General features: G+C 61.7%; 12 protein-coding genes. 8 read left to right on the forward strand and 4 right to left on the reverse strand.

Translation table 11 applies throughout. The features are described from left to right. The 5 genes from mycP to ACZY1I_RS24465 are packed head-to-tail and all read left to right on the forward strand — an operon-like array spanning position 1 to position 7,374. The gene (gene mycP / locus ACZY1I_RS24445; RefSeq protein WP_463758402.1) at positions 1 to 1,635 is read left to right on the forward strand and encodes a type VII secretion-associated serine protease mycosin; all 1,635 of its coding nucleotides are present in this window, start codon (positions 1 to 3) and stop codon (positions 1,633 to 1,635) included. Beyond that, on the forward strand, positions 1,632 to 3,170 hold the full coding sequence (eccE, locus tag ACZY1I_RS24450; RefSeq protein WP_463758405.1) for a type VII secretion protein EccE: 1,539 nt from the start codon (positions 1,632 to 1,634) through the stop codon (positions 3,168 to 3,170). The genes mycP and eccE overlap by 4 nt, the downstream gene beginning before the upstream one ends. After that, positions 3,167 to 5,017: a type VII secretion AAA-ATPase EccA gene (eccA, locus tag ACZY1I_RS24455; protein WP_463758408.1), complete on the forward strand. Its 1,851-nt coding sequence runs from the start codon at positions 3,167 to 3,169 to the stop codon at positions 5,015 to 5,017. The genes eccE and eccA overlap by 4 nt, the downstream gene beginning before the upstream one ends. 47 nt (positions 5,018 to 5,064) lie before the next feature. Beyond that, positions 5,065 to 6,723 (forward strand): PE family protein, encoded by a 1,659-nt coding sequence (locus ACZY1I_RS24460; RefSeq protein WP_463758410.1) that lies wholly within the window; start codon positions 5,065 to 5,067, stop codon positions 6,721 to 6,723. Between the two features lie 3 nt (positions 6,724 to 6,726). Further along, on the forward strand, positions 6,727 to 7,374 hold the full coding sequence (locus ACZY1I_RS24465; RefSeq protein ID WP_463758412.1) for an HD domain-containing protein: 648 nt from the start codon (positions 6,727 to 6,729) through the stop codon (positions 7,372 to 7,374). Here the strand turns inward: ACZY1I_RS24465 and ACZY1I_RS24470 are convergent. Then, the gene (locus tag ACZY1I_RS24470) at positions 7,361 to 8,536 is read right to left on the reverse strand and encodes a thiolase family protein (RefSeq protein WP_463758415.1); all 1,176 of its coding nucleotides are present in this window, start codon (positions 8,534 to 8,536) and stop codon (positions 7,361 to 7,363) included. The genes ACZY1I_RS24465 and ACZY1I_RS24470 overlap by 14 nt on opposite strands. 322 nt (positions 8,537 to 8,858) lie before the next feature. Between ACZY1I_RS24470 and ACZY1I_RS24475 the strand changes: the two genes are divergently transcribed. After that, complete coding sequence (locus ACZY1I_RS24475; protein ID WP_463758419.1) at positions 8,859 to 10,385, forward strand: EspA/EspE family type VII secretion system effector; 1,527 nt, start codon at positions 8,859 to 8,861, stop codon at positions 10,383 to 10,385. Between the two features lie 576 nt (positions 10,386 to 10,961). Continuing rightward, positions 10,962 to 12,470, forward strand: coding sequence for an EspA/EspE family type VII secretion system effector (locus ACZY1I_RS24480; protein WP_463758422.1), 1,509 nt, complete (start codon positions 10,962 to 10,964; stop codon positions 12,468 to 12,470). A gap of 56 nt (positions 12,471 to 12,526) precedes the next feature. On the opposite strand, the gene ACZY1I_RS24485 is transcribed toward ACZY1I_RS24480, so the two are convergent. Further along, a complete protein-coding gene (locus ACZY1I_RS24485) occupies positions 12,527 to 12,862 on the reverse strand; it encodes a YnfA family protein (protein WP_463758424.1) in 336 nt (111 codons plus the stop codon). A gap of 225 nt (positions 12,863 to 13,087) precedes the next feature. Here ACZY1I_RS24485 and ACZY1I_RS24490 point away from each other — a divergent pair, with 225 nt between their 5' ends. Then, positions 13,088 to 13,633, forward strand: a complete 546-nt coding sequence (locus ACZY1I_RS24490; RefSeq protein ID WP_463758426.1) for an ATP-binding protein — start codon at positions 13,088 to 13,090, stop codon at positions 13,631 to 13,633. 804 nt (positions 13,634 to 14,437) lie between these two features. Here ACZY1I_RS24490 and ACZY1I_RS24495 read toward each other — a convergent pair. Together ACZY1I_RS24495 and ACZY1I_RS24500 are read right to left on the reverse strand one after the other, a co-directional pair. Continuing rightward, a complete protein-coding gene (locus ACZY1I_RS24495) occupies positions 14,438 to 15,994 on the reverse strand; it encodes an EspA/EspE family type VII secretion system effector (RefSeq protein ID WP_463758429.1) in 1,557 nt (518 codons plus the stop codon). Positions 15,995 to 16,525: 531 nt separating this feature from the next. Then, the gene (locus ACZY1I_RS24500) at positions 16,526 to 18,094 is read right to left on the reverse strand and encodes an adenylate/guanylate cyclase domain-containing protein (protein WP_463758432.1); all 1,569 of its coding nucleotides are present in this window, start codon (positions 18,092 to 18,094) and stop codon (positions 16,526 to 16,528) included. Positions 18,095 to 18,139: the final 45 nt, after the last annotated feature.

An 18,139-nucleotide genomic window follows, 5' to 3' on the forward strand; every position in this document is an offset into this window, starting at 1 on the left:
ATGTCGTCCTTCGTTCAAAAGTTCTGCGCCCTGGTGTTGGTCAGCTTTGCTATCGCGGCGTCCACGGGTCTGCCCCTCGCGCAGGCGATCCCGCCACCGACCATAGATCCGGGACGGGTACCGGCGGACGGCAAACCGGAGTCCGATCAGCCGATGCGGCAGAGCAACCTCTGCGCGCGGACGATCACCGTCGCCGACCCCAACGTCTCTCTCACCGCACCGGGCTTCACCCTGCTCAACATCAGCAAGGCCTGGCAGTACTCGACGGGCAACGGTGTGCCGGTCGCGATCATCGACACCGGCATCAATCCGAGCCCACGACTACGGGTGGTCGCGGGCGGCGACTACATCATGGGCAGCGATGGCTTGATGGACTGCGACTCGCACGGCACCATCGTGGCCTCAGTGATCGGTGCGGCACCGCAAGGCAGTCCGATGCCCGCTCCGATGCCCAGTGCTCCGGCGTTTCCGCCGCCCGCGGGACCGCCCGCCGTTGACTCGGGTCCGCCACCACCCGGGGCGCCGCCGCCACCTCCGGCGCCGCCGCTTCCGCCAACCCCGATCACAATCACCGAGATCAGGCCGGCACCGCCTCCGCCGCCATCGGATGAGCCGTCAAATGGCCCGGGGGATTCCGGTGCCGGACCAACCGACGTCCCCGAAGTGCCCGCACCGGCACCTGGCGCACCCGATGGTGTCGTGGGCGTCGCGCCGCACGCGGTGATCATGTCCATCCGGCAGTCGTCGCGGGCCTACGAACCGGTCAACTACGCCGCTGGCGACATGGACGTGCGCAGGAAGGCGGGGTCGATCGCAACGCTGGCTAAAGCGATCGTGCACGCCGCCAACATGGGCGCAAAGGTCATCAACATCAGCGTGACGTCCTGCGTGTCCGCCGCCGACCCGATGGACCAATCTGCCATCGGTGCGGCCGTCTGGTACGCGGCAACCGTCAAAGACGCACTCATCGTCGCCGCGGCGGGCAACGACAGTGAAGACGGCTGTGCCCAGAACCCGTCTTTCGATCCGCTGGATGCGTCGGATCCCCGTGACTGGCATCAGGTGCGAACCGTCTCGTCACCGTCATGGTTCTCCGACTATGTGCTGTCGGTCGGGGCGGTCGACAACACGGGCGCGGCGATCAGCAAGAGCTTGGCCGGCCCATGGGTGGCAGCCGCAGCACCGGGCGTCGGCGTCATGGGTTTGTCCCCACAAACAGGGGGACCGGTCAACGCCTATCCGCCAATTCATCCAGGTGAGAAGAACATGCCGATCTGGGGCACCAGCTTCTCAGCCGCCTACGTGAGCGGGGTCGCTGCGCTGGTCCGGGCGAAGTTTCCCACGCTGTCCGCCCACCAGATCATCAACCGGATCGTGCAGACCGCACACAATCCACCGCGCGGGGTCGACAACCAGGTCGGCTACGGAGTGGTCGATCCGGTGGCCGCGCTGACATTCGATGTGCCTGCGGGAGAGCGTATTCCACCGGGTGCCCACAGCCGGATTGTCATGCCCGCCGCACCGCCACCAGCGCCGGACCACCGCGCCCGCGATGTCGCACTGGTATTCGCCGCGATTGTCGCGACCGCCGTGGCGGCGATGGTGCTCGTGATCCGGGGGAGGCGTGAACGATGACAACTGCGACCCGACTGACAATCATCGCCGGGATCTTCGCTGCCAGCTTGACCGGATGGGCAGTCGACGGATACGTCGGAGCAGCAACCGGTTTGGTGATCGGATTGATCACCGGTGTCATTCGTTGGCGTGGTCAGACGGCGTGGTCATGGCTGTTGCTGTGGTTGCGTCGCAAGCGTCCGATTCACTGGACTCACCCGGTCACGGTCGTCAACGATCGTGCCGGCGGCGGTATTCGGTTTGTGGACGGTGTCGCTGTCGCAGCGGTGCAACTGCTCGGAACGGCGCACGCGCCGACCCTGTTCACGGGCTCGACCGCGGCCCACAGCGAGAATGACCTCGACATCACCGATCTATCGCACCTGCTACGTCAAAGCCTTGGCCTGCAGATCAATTCGCTCAGCGTGGTCAGCACTGGCGCCCGGCGACGCAATACCGGTGACTACGCAAGGGTGTACGACACGCTGATCGGCACACCGCCGTACGCCGGGGTGCGGGAGACCTGGCTGGTCGTGCGCATCTCAGCGCTCGACAATGCCGAAGCGCTGCGCTGCCGCGCCTCGATCGGCACGGCGACCCTAGCGGCTGCCCAACGCATCGCCGCGGCCATGCGCCGGAAAGGGGTTCGTGCGAAAGTGGCGACCGCGACCGACATCGTCGAGTTCGAGCGTCGGTTAGGACGGCCGGCGTTGGAAGTGGCGAACCGGCGCTGGAGTTCGGTGCGCAGCGAGGCGGGCTGGCTGACCACGTATTCGTACCGGCCCGGCGACATAACCACCGACAATCTGGCCCAAGCATGGTCGATACGCGCCGACGGGATCACCCAGAATGTCACGCTATTCAGCGACGGCACCGCCACCGCGACCGTGACCGTCCGGAGCGCTCAACCGCCGACCGCTGCACCGAGCCTGATGCTGCAGACATTGCCCGGTGAGCAGGTCCAGGCAACGGCAGCAAACATGTGCGGCCCCATGCCGGCGGTGCTCAGCACTCGCCGTGGTTTTCTGGCCGGACCCCTTGTCATTCCGATAGGTGCCTCGGGCGTGCTTCTCGGAAAGATCGCCGGCGGCAACCGGATGCTGCTGCCTCTGCAGGATCCGGGCGAATACAGCCGCGTGCATATCGCGGCGGAGGACGTGTTGGCCAAACGGATTGTGATTCGGATGGCTGGGGCCGGTGAGCGGGTCACTGTTCACACCCGAGACGTCAAGAGGTGGGAAACAGTTCGTACGGCCGACATCGCGGTCACCGACGGCGCTAAGCCGGTCGCTGGTACGACCGTCAGCGTCGTTGACGGGACTGTCAACCCGGCACCCCGCCCGAATACGGTTGTCTCCGTTAGCCCGCCGGCGATGCCCTACCGAGGCTCCGCCAGCGTCGTGATCACTCAGACAGGACCGGCGACGATCAGGGTGGTGGCCGCCGGTCAGATCCACACTGTGGAAGTAGAACTGTTCCGGGCCGAGAACCGTTATATCTCAACGGAACCGGCGGTACTTCGCAGCGGTGATCTGGCAGCGGTGCAATCGCAATGACGAGCAGCACGATGACCGCTGCGGCACGCAAGCGGTTCGACCAGGCGATGGCACTACTGGACACCGACACCGCCATTGCCAGAGGAAGGTTCACGGAGGCTACCGATATCGATCCGTCGATGGCCGACGCGTGGCTGGGCCGGATCGCCTCGGGCGACGAGACCTTATCGGCGGTGCAGCAGCTTTACAAGTACGGGAGTCGCCTGCACCGCGAGACGAATCGGCTCGGCGCGCGGCTCTCAGCGCCCATCAAAGCCGGCCCCTACCTGTCGATTTCGGTGACCGAGTCATCGCATGCCGGGTTGGCACTGGCCAGCGCCCTCGTCGACGACCATCAGTACGAGCAGGCCGAAGCGCTGCTCGCGGATCCCTCCCTGCTGGACAGCTGGGAGAATCACCAGTGGCAGCAGTACATCGAGGCCTATCTGATGTTCGCCGCACAACGCTGGCCGGATGTTATCGCCGCTGCAGCGGCCATTCTGCCTCCGCAGGCGATCATCATGTCGGCGGTGACCGCGGGAACCTGCGCGCTGGCTGCGCACGCTGCGGCTCATCTCGGCCAAGCCCGCGTCGCGCTGGATTGGGCCGATCGCGTCGAGGTGCGTAACGGGCACGCTGGTCCCAACGAGTCACGTCGAGAACGCAATGATGCGGCAGTGTCAGCGATCGATGCGCACCAATTCCCCTTGATAGCAGCCGATTTAGCGTACGCGCGCGGTATGGCGCACCGTCAGCTGGGCGACGAGCATCATGCCCAGGTGTGGTTGTCCAAGGCGGCGATCAACGGCGTACTCATCGAGTCAGCCAAGAAGGCCCTGGCCGACCCCACCCTGCAGTTGGTGATTGCCGACGAGGATGCCGTCCGAAGCAGGACGGACAAGTGGGACGTGAGCACCCAGCGGTCCGCACAGCAGCGCACCGAGGCCGAACACGAGGAGCGGCGTAACCAACTCCTGCGGGAGGGACGCGTGCTGCTGGACAACCAAGTCGGGCTGGCCGAGGTGAAGCGCGCCGTTGCCGAGTTGGAAGACCAGATCGAGGTCAGGGCGCTGCGACTCGCGGCCGGACTGCCGGTCGCTAACCAGACAAATCACATGCTCCTGGTGGGACCGCCGGGCACGGGTAAGACGACCACCGCCGAAGCATTGGGAAAGATCTACGCGGGGCTCGGGATCGTCCGCCACCCCGAGATCATCGAAGTCAAGCGGGCGGATTTCTGTGGCGAGCACATCGGGGCCTCAGGGCCGAAAACCAATGAACTGATCGATCGTTCGCTCGGCCGGATCTTGTTCATGGATGAGTTCTACTCGCTGGTGGAACGGCACCAGGACGGGCGGCCGGACATGATCGGCATGGAGGCAGTCAATCAACTGCTAGTGGCGCTGGAGGTGCACCGGTTCGACTTCTGCTTCATCGGTGCGGGATATGAGGAGGAAATCGACGAGTTCCTCACCGTGAATGCCGGACTCGCGGGGCGGTTCAACCGGAAGTTGCGGTTCGCGTCCTACACGGCTGCCGAGTTGGTGGAAATCGCTGTGCGCTATGGGAATCCGCGAGCCACCGTCATCGATGCGACAGCGGCGGCGGCACTGAACGCCGCTTGTGCAACGTTGCAGTCTTACTACGCGCCGGACGGCAGGCACGGTATCGATGTCATGCACAACGGGCGCTTCGCGCGAAACGTCGTCGAACGCGCCGAACGACTGCGCGACTCAAGGGTGGCTGCCCAGCATCGAAACGCGAAGGGCTCGGTGACCGTCGATGATCTCCAAGAACTGCGCAGCGAGGATGTGATCAGTGCAGTGCGCGACGCGTGCGCGGAAAAGCATGTGCCGATCGAACTTTGACCGCCCCCGCGGCAGGTTAGCGCCGCGGTGACCGATAAATTCGTCGGGTGAACGTGTTCGCTCAGCCAGAATTCGTGGCCGGCGAAGCCGCGAACGTGGCGGAGATCAATTCCAGCATCCGCGCAGCGAGTGCCGCTGCCGCGGGCTCGACCACCGGAATGCTGGCTGCGGCGGCCGATGAAGTCTCAGCGGCGCTCACCCTCTTCTTCAATGCTTACGGCCGGGAATATCAGCAGCTCGGGCAGCGGGTTGCGGAGCTACAGGCCCAGTTCGCTGCGACTCTGACCGCAGCCGGCGACGCCTACGCCGGTACCGAAGTCGCCGCGTCGAGTGCGCTGGGCCCGGCGCTGCCCCCATTGAACGGCTCGAGCATTGGTCTGTTTATGGGCGGCAGCGGGTTGCCGATACCCACGCCCGAGTACATCAGCGGCGCCCTGAACTACGTCAACCAGAACTTCAATGTGGCCGCAGCCAATGCGACCGGCTTGTTCACGCCCGAAGGCTTTTATCCGATAACGGGTTTCAAGTCGTTGCCGCTCAACATCTCGGTTGATCAGGGCGTCGCGATTCTGCAGAGCGCAATCAACCAGCAGCTTGCCGCGGGGGCACCCAGTGTTTCGGTACTGGGCGGTTCGCAAAGCGCCATCATCTCCTCGTTGGTGATGCAGAACATCATGTCCGGGCACTATCCGTATCCGGTGCCCGCGATAAATCAGCTCGGGTTCACCCTGCTCGGCGATCCGATGGCCCCCAACGGCGGATTGATGGCCCGCTTCGCAGGCCTGACGTTGCCCAGCCTGGGCTTCAATTTCTACGGGGCGACACCTCCGAACACCCCTTACAGCACCGCGATCTACACCCTCGAGTACGACGGCTTCGCTGACTTTCCCCAGTATCCGATCAACTTCTTGTCGGATCTGAACGCATTGTTCGGGATGGTGTTCGTGCATGGCACGTATCCGATTGTCGATCCCAATGCGCTCCCGGCGGGGGAATCCCTGTTCTTGTTGCCTGGGTCGGCGAGTCTGCCCGGCGGCACCGGAGCCACGAACTACTACATGATCACCCAACCGCTGCCGCTGCTCGCTCCGTTGCGGGCCATCCCCGTGATCGGCACTCCCCTCGCGCACCTGCTGGAACCCGACCTGTCGGTCCTGGTCAACCTCGGCTACGGCAGCACCACTCAAGGCTGGTCTCCGGGACCGGCCAACGTGATCACCCCGTTCGGCTTGATTCCGCCGGTCAGCCCGGTGGTCATCGGCAATGCCCTGGTCGCGGGAGCCCACGAAGGCGTAAGTGCATTTGCCACCGACATCGGCGCAATGATCGCGGGCATTCCGCCACTGAACCCGGGCGCGGGCATCTCCGGTCTGCTCGCCGCGGCGCCGACCCCGGGACCGGCGTCGATCGACGGCTTCATCCACTCGCTGCAGACGGCCAACAGCACCATTGTGAGCGGGATATCGGGTGGAATAGCGAACAGTTACGCGGCGCTGCTTCCGACCGCCGACATCGCCAACGCGATGATCACCACCCTGCCGTCGTATGACGTCAACCTGTTCCTCGACGGGATTCAGCAGATAGTTGACGGTGATCCGGTCGGTGGGCTGGCCTATGCGCTCGGCGCTCCTGTCGTTGCCAACATGGGGCTGTATCCGCTGTTGGGCACCTTCGAACTCTTCGTCCTGCTGGCCGCGCTGGTCTAGGAAATGTCTGGAGCCAACATTGACGCAGACCTGATTGGCCGATGGCGGACACTTCTCGCCGGCCACACCACTGCCTCGGCACGGGTCGACGAAACCGGCCAGGCCGTGCTCACCGCGTGGGCCGAACCGCACCGGCGCTATCACAACATCGCTCACCTTCGACACGTACTGCTGCGCATCGACGAACTCGCTGAGCACGCCGTCGACGTGGATGCTGTTCGGTTGGCGGCCTGGTTCCACGACGTCGTCTATCAGGGGCAGCCTGACGACGAGGAGAACAGCGCCAAGCGCGCCGAACGCGATCTGACCGCATTGGGCCTAAAGCCCGAACTGGTCGTCGAGGTCGCCCGCCTGGTGAGGATGACCACCAACCACGACCCCGCGCCCGGCGACCGAAATGGAGAAGCCCTCAGCGACGCCGATCTCGCGATCCTGGCGGCATCGCCGCAAAGCTACGCCGATTACGCGGCCGCCGTCCGCGCCGAGTACGCGCACCTCGCTGACGAGGCATTCCGGGCGGGACGCTCAAAAGTGTTGCAGGCCTTGCTCGATAAGCCTGCGTTGTATCGCACCCCGGTCGCCCACGCTCGGTGGACGCCGCGGGCGCACGCCAACCTGCGCGCCGAACTCGAGGCCCTCACACCTCGATGACGACGGCGCCGCCCTGGCCCCCGCCCGCGCACATTGCGGCGACACCGATACCGCCGCCGCGCCGGGCCAGTTCGTAGGTCAGGGTGGTGATCATCCGAGCACCGGATGCGGCGATCGGGTGGCCGAGACTGCAACCGCTGCCGAAGAAGTTGACCTTCTCCTCGTCGATGCCGTACTCGCGGCACGCGGCGATCGGTACCGAGGCGAATGCCTCGTTGATCTCCCATAACGCTACGTCGTCCACCGACAGCCCGGCTCGCTGCAGCACCTTTCCGATCACCTTCACCGCCCCCAGCCCGCAGTCCCGGGGTGCCACACCAGCGGCGGCCCAGGCCCGGACGGTGGCCAGCACCTGCAAGTTCTCGGCGCTCGCGTAGTCGCGATCGACCAGTGCGACCGCGGCGGCCGCGTCGTTGGTGCCGCTGCTGTTGCCGGCCGTGATGGAGAAACCCTCGATTTCGGGGTGTAGCACTTTGAGCCCGGCGAGCTTCTCCACGGTGGTGTCCCGGCGCGGGTGCTCGTCGACGGCGAACTCGGTCACCGACCCGTCGAACAGGGTGACCTTGAGCGGCAGGATCTCGTCGGCGAACTTCCCGGCATCCTGGGCGGCGACGGCACGCTGGTGCGAGCGGGCGGCCCAGGCGTCCATCTCTTCGCGGCTGATGCCTACCGACTGCGCGGTGTTCCAGCCGACCGTGATGGACATGTCCTTGGCCGGTGCGTCCGGCGTCTCGACGTGGGTGGGCGGCATCCACCGCTCCTCGAACTTCAGTTCCGGTCCCGGAATGCGCCAATTCGTCAGGGGCGTCATCGACAATGACTGGACGCCGCCGGCGATCAGCACCCGCTCCATACCGGAGCCGATCTGGGCCGAGGCGTTGCCGATCGCGGTGAGGCTGCCCGCGCAGTGCCGGTTCACCGACTGGCCGGGCACGTGCTCCAGTCCGGTGGCGGTGGCCGCGTAACGCGCCAAATCGCCGCCGCCGTAATGGGATTCGGCGAAGATGATGTCGTCGATGGCTTGCGGGTCGACCCCGGAGCGGCGCACCACCTCGGGCAGCACCGCGGTGATCAGCGTCTCGGGTGGGGTGTTGACGAGCGTGCCCTTGAAAGAACGTCCGATCGCTGTCCGAACGGCGCCAACGATTACGGGTGTGGCCATGGGAACCTAACTTTCCTGCTGGGGATAAGTCCGCCGCATCAAGTACTGTGCTTTACAGTAGCAGCAAGTTATGTAATGCCCTGTTTGGGGCGGTATGTTGCGGCGGCGGTGCTATTGCCTCGGGTTGATACCCGTCTGCGCTCCGGGGTCACTTACAGTCCACATCCAGCCGCCGCCGGCAGCACTGCGGGCGGGATCCGCCACGCCGAGCACGCGCAGGCCGTTCGAAGATGGTGACGGTCGCATGGTGCGGTCGCGGCTAGGCTGGCAGCGGCCGCAAGTGCGGCGGAGGTTTCCTGCGGCAAAAGGGGTAGGGATCGTAATGAATGCCCTCGCTGATACAGCACGCATCATCGCTGAGCTGGGTTCCCTCGGGACGCATTTCATCGGGTTTGATGCAGAGCTAACTCCGCATGGGATGGAAACCCGAAGCGGTGGCGAATCTGTGGCAGCTGGCGCGATGGGAATGACCGGCAGCCTTGGGGGCATGCTGAGTTCTCGGACGATACTCAGTGCGTCGAAGCCCTACGGCGAGTTCGCGAATTGGGACCGTAATAGAGTGATCGCTCTAACACCCGATGCGCCTGCACCTAAGCTTCAGAAATGGATCCACGATAATATCACTTATCCGCCTGCTGCTCTTGGAAAAGCGGCCGCAAATGGCGTCATGCAGTTAGACGAAAAGCATAGGGTCTTACTAGACGAGAATAACAATGCTGTCCTGACTGAGGGCACCTCGAGCGCCGCAGTCAATATTATTCCATGGACGATTACTGTGGTCGGCTATTTAGAGTTTATGCTTGGATTCGGCGAGCCTGCTTCGGGGCATGATCTGGCTGCAGGTTCAGAGAAGTCCGCCGCGACAGCAGCACAGCTTGAACTGGCTCTCCCCGACGGGCGTTGGCAGGGATCGGGAGCGCGAGCATACAGCGAGTTGGATAGTTCGCTGCGACAGATAGCGACGAGGCTGTCCGAGCTGGACACGCAGTCCGCCGGAGTGGTGGGTAGTCAGGGCCAGTGGGTGACCCATATGCGTCTGGGGTTTGGGATACTGACCAATATTCTTACCGCAGCAATTTTTGTTGAAGTGGCTTTGAGAATGGTGTTTGCAGGGGCTGGGGGTGAAATTATTGCGAAAAAATTCGCTATCAGTGTTTCTGCTCTCGCCATCACGATTGCACTGGCAATGCTGGGAACCGCGACTGGCATTTCGGCAAAGCACGGCAAGCGAGCGGACGAGCTGGCTGCTGAGTACGAAGGGCTCGTTCGAGCAACGGCACTTACCGGAACTACGTTCGCCTCGAACACGCCGCGAGGCACGCATTCGACAGTCTCTGACTTTGATGCCGTCCAAACGTCCAATATTGCGACGTCGGCGGACACTCAAACCTCAGCGCTCGTGGCGGCGGACCCTGCCGAGCGGCGAGTAACCGGCGAGGCCTTCCTTGCGGCCGCTGACCCAGGGACTGTCCCGCTCGGGCTAAGTTCGCCTCCATCTGGTGTCCCGCGCCGTACTGCCGTTTCAGGTGCCTCGTCAGTAGATTCTGTCCCTACCCTGGCTCAACCCAGAGTCGCGTCGGGTCAGACAGACCCTGCTTCAGCGCAGCTGGCGAGGCGTTTTTATCCACTCGGCAGAGCCGGCGGGCAGGACCGACAGCTCCCGCGGCCTAGCGAGCAGGCCCTGCCGGCGGCGGGGCCTCAGACGACAAGTGAGCGGGACGTATCAGAACCCGATGGACAGGCCCTCAGCGCGTCGGCAGGCGGCCGGGCGCCTATCGGAGCCACGAGTTTCAGCACCCAACAGGACGAACTCGCTCGGAGCCGGTCGACCGCACCAGGACGCGAATAGCGCAGAAGATCCGGAGTTCCAGTGGGAAATTCGGGCTCAGGTACGTCTACTACGGTCCCACATCATGAAAAGTTTCGCCGAATCAGAGATACCCCCTATCTTGTACCAAGGCAGGCAAGAAGTTCAGCGCTCCCGGAACTACTTGTGCCGATCGATCGCCGCCATTGTCGTCAGCAGCACTCGGGTGTGGTGTGAAGGTGCGGAATCTTGCAGGCATTGGGTGGTCGGGCGTTCGAGTGTGTACATCGTCAGTTAGGTAAAACAATTCTGTTAGAACGGTGGTGGCGCGGCGGCGCAGCCATAGGAAGAGTCGCGTGCGGTACTGGATTGGGCGGTGTCTACGGCTCAATTCCGTCGTCGACTACGCAATCTTGTGGTTTGGCGCATGACCTCGAGGTTGCCCGATCTGCCATGGGTGGTGGCCCTTGACATTTTGTGCCTCGCTTTTGCCGACCTGGTCATCTAGGGACGCTGTAAAATTGAGTGCATCGAATGCGCCTACGGGCGCGCTGCGCATGCTGCGCAGCAGACACGCGCATGCTCAGACGCCGTAGGGCACGGAAAGAGGCCGGTACATTGGATCCGATTTCGGAAGCTATCAATATTCTGGCCGCGCTGGGCGGCTTATGCAAAGAGTTCGTCGGGGTCGGCGGCATTCAGCCCAGCGATGAATACACAGCACCGCTCGCCACTAATGCATCGGTGGATGGCACCGCAGCGCTATCCATACTCGGGAGGAAAGCTGCACTAGCGAGACTATCCGTAACGACGAGTTGGCAGGATTATTATTCGCCGATTGCGAAACCGACGCGGATCGAAGTAGATGCGGGAAAATATCGTAACCTTTTGCAAACAGCTTTAGAGGCTAACATGGACACCTACATGAGCTCTAGCACAGGTAGATTTGACAATCACAAGCATAAAACGTGGTGTGCAAGCAACGAAATGCTTCGCAGAGCACACGACAAAGCACTTCGCAAAGAGTGCGCGCGCGCCGAAGCTTTTAACAAAGAAAACGAAGTGGCCTGGAAAGCACAGAATAAACAGGCGAAGCTTAACGCAGAAACGACAGCAAAGACCGCACAAGACAACGCAGCGGATGTGAAGAGGGATCGGGCGCGTGGTGGGAGCATTATTTTGTGGGCGATCGTTGTTATTGAGGCGTTAGAGCTTACGATCGGGTTCGGGCCTCCGTATGAGGGTGACGACGTCGAAGTCGGTTCGGAGCGGTTCAGCGCGGTCGGTGATCAGTTGGCCGGGGCGGCTCCGGTGGATGTGTGGCGGGGTGCGGCGTCGTGCACTTATGGCACCACGAATGCGCAGCTGCACGATCGCGCCGCGACGCTGGCCGCTTTGGATGGCACGCTGGCGGCCATTGTGGCGAATCAGGCCGAGTGGGTCACTCGCCTGCATCTGGGCCTGGGAATCGATAAAGGGTTACTCATGGCGGCCTTAGTCGTGGAGGAAGCCCTGAACTGGCTGGCTCCTTACCCGGCGGGCACCACCCTGGCGCGGGGCTTTGAGATTATGGCAGCCACATTCGGGATCTCCGCAGCCGCACTGATGTATGGAATCGTCAGTACCAACTCCACCGACAACGCCCAGACAGCCGACGCGTTGATCCCGAGCTACCAGCAAACGCCATCGAGTACCGACACCAACCTGACGGCCACCACCCCTACCCCCAGCGCCGGCACCACGGTCTCGTCCTTCGCCACCATCACCACCAGCGCACCCACGGCATCAACCCCTACCACCGCGGTCGCCGATCTGGTGAAAACGGCCCACACGCTTGACGCCGCCACCCTCACCAGCGAAACCCATGCACCTGCCGCGCCGAGACAGATACCGACCATCGTGCCGGTGCCGCTAACGCCCAGCCTGGCACCACTGCGGGCATGGCCCCGCCCCACGGCGACACGCCCCGTCCCAACACCCAAGACGAAGCCCACCCCGCGCACCAACACCGATGCCGACGACACCAAAGAAAGCGCCAACACACACCGGTCAGCGGGCACCGATCACGCCACCAACAGACAACATCCCTCAACAAACGATTGTGCTGCACCAATAAGTCACGCCTGACCCCAAGCAGTGTTACCTGCAGGAATGTAGTTAGTGATCTCCAAGGCGTCGCTCGGTTAGTGGCCCCGGGGGGCATACATGATCACGGCGACTCCGAGGGTGCAAATTAGCGCGCCGGTAATGTCCCAACGGTCGGGGCGGAATCCATCGAATGCCATTCCCCATAGAAGTGAGCCGGCGACGAATACGCCTCCGTAGGCAGCCAGGATGCGGCCGAAGTTGGCGTCGGATTGCAGGGTGGCAACGAAACCGTACGCAGCCAGCGCGATTACGCCGACTCCGGCCCATGGCCAGCCTCGGAGTTCGCGGACGCCTTTCCAGACGAGCCAGGCACCCCCGATTTCGAATACTGCGGCCAGGACGAACAGCAGGATGGATTTTACGACGGTCATCGTTGTGGGCTCCGGGGTCGCGGTGACGGTGAGGTCAGTGATGCGCTGGTGTGCTACGGGGGCGGGCGTTGGTCATTTCGACGGAATATGGCGTGAACCGCTCGTATGACCCAGTCCGACGTCGGGACGAAGTCGGCCGCGGTCAGGAGTTGGTAAGCCCGCGACGGGCCTAGGCGCTCGAAAAAAGTGCGCAAGGCATTGCTTACCCACCGATATTATTGTTGTATGACTGATTCGCGGCCATCAGCCTGTATAGCTAACACTCTCAGTTTCGCAGCCCATTGGCGCGCGACACCCCAACATGTCCTCACCTCACGACACCAACTCGCCGAGTGGCTTCGGGACATCGCGCTCGAACGGGACCGAGCCCACGACATCTTGCTCGCTGTCGGCGAAGCCATTGTTAACGCGGTGGAGCACGGAAGCCACTTCGACCCCGGCAAGCTGGTATCACTACACACGACACTGCAGGATCAATCGCTGACCGTGACGGTCAAAGACCAAGGTCGCTGGATCGAACCCTCACACGAATCGCTCAGTCCCGCCCAATCCCGAGGACGTGGCCTGCACCTTATCCAGGAACTCGCCAACGACGTGAACATCACACCCTCAGCTGACGGTACACAGATCACCATGCGTTTCGACGCAGTGGAACGAGAGTCCGCGCCCGCGATCGGAGGCAGCTTGGCCTGCCCCATCTGTCTAACGAGTGATCCTATTTGCTCGAACACAGCGCGAAATGCCATGTTCGCCATGTCACGTGGAAATTGATCGTTGACTAAATTCACAGTCCATTGGTGCCGAAACTGCGCCAAACTGCACGGGCAATTCCTTCGCTCCGCACGGCACGGCTTTGGCCTGGCAGGCCGTCTGCTAGTGCACGGCGGCCCGCTTGTAGACGTGTGTCGCTTCTTCGTGGGCTCCGCCGCTGATGGGTTCCCTCTCTTCGCGCGAAGCCTCGATCGCTTGGCACGGCTTGTCACCCCGACATTCTCAGCAGCGACTTCCTGCCCTTGCAGCAGTCGACCGATGCCGACTCCGAACTGCACAAGAACAATCGGAACGCCGAACAGCATTACAGAAGTGCCGCACACCCGCGTGCTATTTCACGATACCAATCAGCTGTTAGAGTTTTACGAAGATATCAATGAAGTCGGCGCTGCATTTCTGCGAACGGAATGGGACTTGGCTGATCCATTACCGGCGGCCCAATTCGGTGGCGGATTGGTCTTGAAACTTTTCATGGAATCCAGCGAAAGCTGCGCTGCGGCCTGGGAGTGCACCTGCGTTTAGCGGCAAAGTGTCTGTGTATGTCGATCAGAGATCGAGACTTAGTGAAGCACCGAAAGGGAAGTTTCTCTACACGCCGAACGCCCGCGAAGCAGCTAATTCCGGCTCCGGAATAGACTTCGCGGGAAGGGCTATGTTGTGGACCTATTTCTTCACAAGCGATTAATCAGGTGAAATGACGCCAGCTAACTCAGCAACATCCGCGAGACGGAGCTTGAATGCGCTGGAAATCCGCCCGTCGATTCGCAACCCCGGATAACCGCCGCTCGTCACCGCGGGGACAGATCAACTACGCCGGCCCGCTTTCAGCGCCGTATCGAGACTATCCTGCCGGATGCAATGGGCAGGCGGCCTGAGGTACTTTGCATCGGGTTCCAGAAGGGGTGCTGGGCTGTCCGCCTCGGGGCTGAACGCTGCGGCGAGGGCGCCGACGTCGCCAGCGGGGGGGTCGACGATCGACTCCTCGACCCTGCTCTCGCGACCAATGGCGGCTTGCTGGGTGTGTTGGGCGACCTGTTTAATCCAGGCGGTACGTAGTGAAACTTGGGCCCCTATGGGTGCTGCAGCTGGCGGTGCCGTCGGTGTGGCGGATGTCCGTCGCAAACTGGTGTCCGCCTCGGTGGCCGATCTGACGCTAGTGTGCGGGTCGATTTCTGGCTCAACCGGCCTACCGGCGCGATTAGCCGGCCGCGAGTTCGACGACGCTGGTGCCTGCGACATATCGGCCACCGTGGCTGGACAGTCACACACCGAAGACTGCGGTGCAATGACGGACGGAGTCCGTGCTTGTGCACCGGTGAGCACAGCTCCCACAGCTGTCTTCGCGTAGCGGTCGGCTACATCGTCTGCCGCCCGTCCGCTGCGGGCGGATAGCCCGGCCAAGGTGATCAAAACACCCATAGCAATGAAGACCCCAAGGGACGCAGCTGCGACAGCGAATACTCTCGCGAACGCGGGACCCAGCGGAGGATCGGCAAAAATAAGTGCCATTTCAATCGCGTAACCGGCCAGCAACACATCTTTCAGGATTCCCATGCCCAAACGCATATAAGTGACGAACTGGGCCTGTTGCGCGATCACGTCGGCCAACTCGCGGTCCAACTCGGAGCCGTCTCGTGCGCGACCTCTCTGCTCGGCGTTCAGACTGGCGTAGGCGTCCGCCGCCGAACCATCCCACCTGTTATCAGGAATGGCCTGCCCCAATTGCGTCCAGACCGAATCGAACTGTCCCGCACCGTTCTTGAGCACCTCGCCGTCGAATGGCGGCCCAAATCCCATTGACAGTTCCAAACCCTCGATCACCGTAATGGCCCACGCGATGATTCCGCTGCTCTTCGCTGCTTTAATCTGGGCTGCTTGGCGGTTGGGTGCTGCTTTGTCTAGTTGAAGTTCTTTGTTGGCAGTAATTAGACGTGCACGGCGATCGCGTTGTCTCTCGTCCTTGGTGTGAGATAAGCCGTTCTTACGTCGTTCCTGCCAAACCTCGAATCCGACTCGCTTCTGCTCCGCGGACGTGTATTCATGTCCTCTCCGGACCTCGAGCGGATCTCTGGCTACGATCAATACTTCAGCATTTTCAACAAATCCGACCCGTTGATTTGCAACGATGTTCACCGATGCAGGAGCTGCTATCCTGGATTCCGAAAAAACAATCTTGCTGACCCCGATTCCTGCCGCAATGGTGTCGGCACTCATGTTGGTTAAACTCGTAGCAAGGTATTCACGGCTAGTAAACGGTAGATCGCTCAGTCCGGTGCTAAAGTGCTCATCGACGCCGACAAGGTGGTTGCCGACGCTGGCTAAATTAGCCAAAACTCTGCCAGCTTCGACCAGGAGTTGCATATATGACTTTCTTATGAGACTAACGCAGCTGTTATCGCGCAACCCGATGATAGCAATATACGTGGACAGGCCCGGCACCAATTTCTGTTTGCACTTGGGAGACTGAACTGGAAAATCCGGCGGTCCGACGGGTGTTCGGGCTGCTGTTTCGCGACTAATGGTGAGTGAAGTGCAGTGCGATCACGCTGCTCGACTACACCGACTTCTGATGGCGAGACCATGGATGCAGTGACGCGATAGTCTGCGCTGGAAAGGCGCCAGCGTGACCACGCTTCGCTTCATTCCGCGACATTGACGGATGACGGCGCCGGTGGCTCCATCGGATCCACCGAATCGGACTCTCGGCCCTGTCAAAAACGTGGCGACCTCGATGGTGCTAAGCGGTCGCACCCGCGATGCTCGATGCTCGATGACCCGTCAGCAACCCAAGGATATTCACCCGGGGGATCCGCGCCCGCCAGCGGCCGGTGTGAGGCCGCGGGGTATTAGCATTCGCTACGGCGCGTTGAATCCCCCATCACTACACCGCCCCTACGATTTAAGACCAGCTATGCGGACCGGTTTGCTATGACCTCTCAGCGGCGTTGGTCGACCCAACTGCCAATATCGCTGCTCACTACTGTCGCTAGCCTGCACGGCTGCGGCTGATGCGAGAGCTAAGTTCCGCTCAGATTTCGCCAGTTCACACAGTCGAGCAGCTACGTGAACGGGCTCACCGATAACGGTGTATTCGAATCTTTCGTACGAACCTACGTTGCCGGCTAAAACTGTGCCGGCAGCCACGCCGATACCGGCCCGGCATTCGGGGACCTCTACGCTGAGCCGGCGGGACAATGCACGGGCGGTAGCCAAAGCATCGGTTTCGGGCGAGCGTGCCACTAGCGGCGCGCCAAATACCGCTAAAGCCGCATCGCCTTCGAATTTATTAATCAGACCGTTGTGGCGATTGACATCCTCAACAACAGCCGTAAAAAATTTGTTGAGTACTACCACCACCTCAGCCGGCGGACGGCCCGTCACGAGCTCGGTCGAACCTACGATATCGACGAATAGCACTGCTACGTGTTGTTCTTTGCCGCCCAACTCCACCTGGCGTTCCTCCGCGGCAGCTGCGACAACGTGCCCAACGTGCCGACCGAACAAATCCCTAATGCGTTCGCGTTGACGAAGCCCATCCACCATTGCATTGAAACCGTGTTGGAGCTCACCTAACTCGGACCCGTCGAAGACTTCGAGCTGGCTATTCAGGTCTCCGGCTTTCACCCGCTGCAAGCCTGAATTCAGTGAATGAACTGATGTCGCGGTCAACCACGTCGCTATTGAGTTGGATATGAATCCAAAAATGAAGCCCACTGCCGCCAAAGATAGTACGGATGTACCGACTTCGGCAGTCGTCATCTGGCCACTCGACATCGTGAGCGCAACGGCTGTCATGATGGCGATCAGCGGAACGCCCGATCCCAAGAACCACGAGATTGCGCTCCGCCCCATGACCCCAGGAACGGTGCACGGCGGTGGCTCGGCGGCTGCCATCGCTACAGCCGCCGCAGGCCGGAAAAATAGTTCGCCAATGAAATAGCAGCTTGACGACAATACAATGCCGCTGAACGCCATTCCGAACACCAGCTCTGGGACGTAGCTGTGGTTAGCTGTCCCGTATAGAAGCGATAGCGCAACAGCGCCAATGCTCCATAAAACGACTGCAACCAGCACGAACCGGAGCGGGGCCAGAAAAGCGTCGCGCCTTTCCCGTGCAGTCAGAGGTTGCCCGTCGTAATTCCAGCGGAGTCGCGAGACAATACGCCTTGACACCCAAATCCAGCCTACACCCAGCGCAACAACTACATAGGCCGGCACGACGGTGACAGATATCCATAACACACTCGGATCCAGTATGCTTGGATGCGGCATCACCGTCGTCACCATAAGTACGGCCACGACGCCACCGAGCAGGTTTGTAATTAATACGACCAAAAACAAGATTTTACGTTTAGACGGCCTGCCTGCGCGCATGTTCACTTCATTGTGCAAAGCACTTCGAATATTCACCTGCACTGCCCCGGTCTTCTTGTTTACTTTTACTCTATCCGAGATAGTCAAAGTCTACCAATACCGAAATCTGACGAGTCGGACGTCGAATGTATT

The organism is Mycobacterium sp. IDUB_37 (assembly GCF_055419245.1).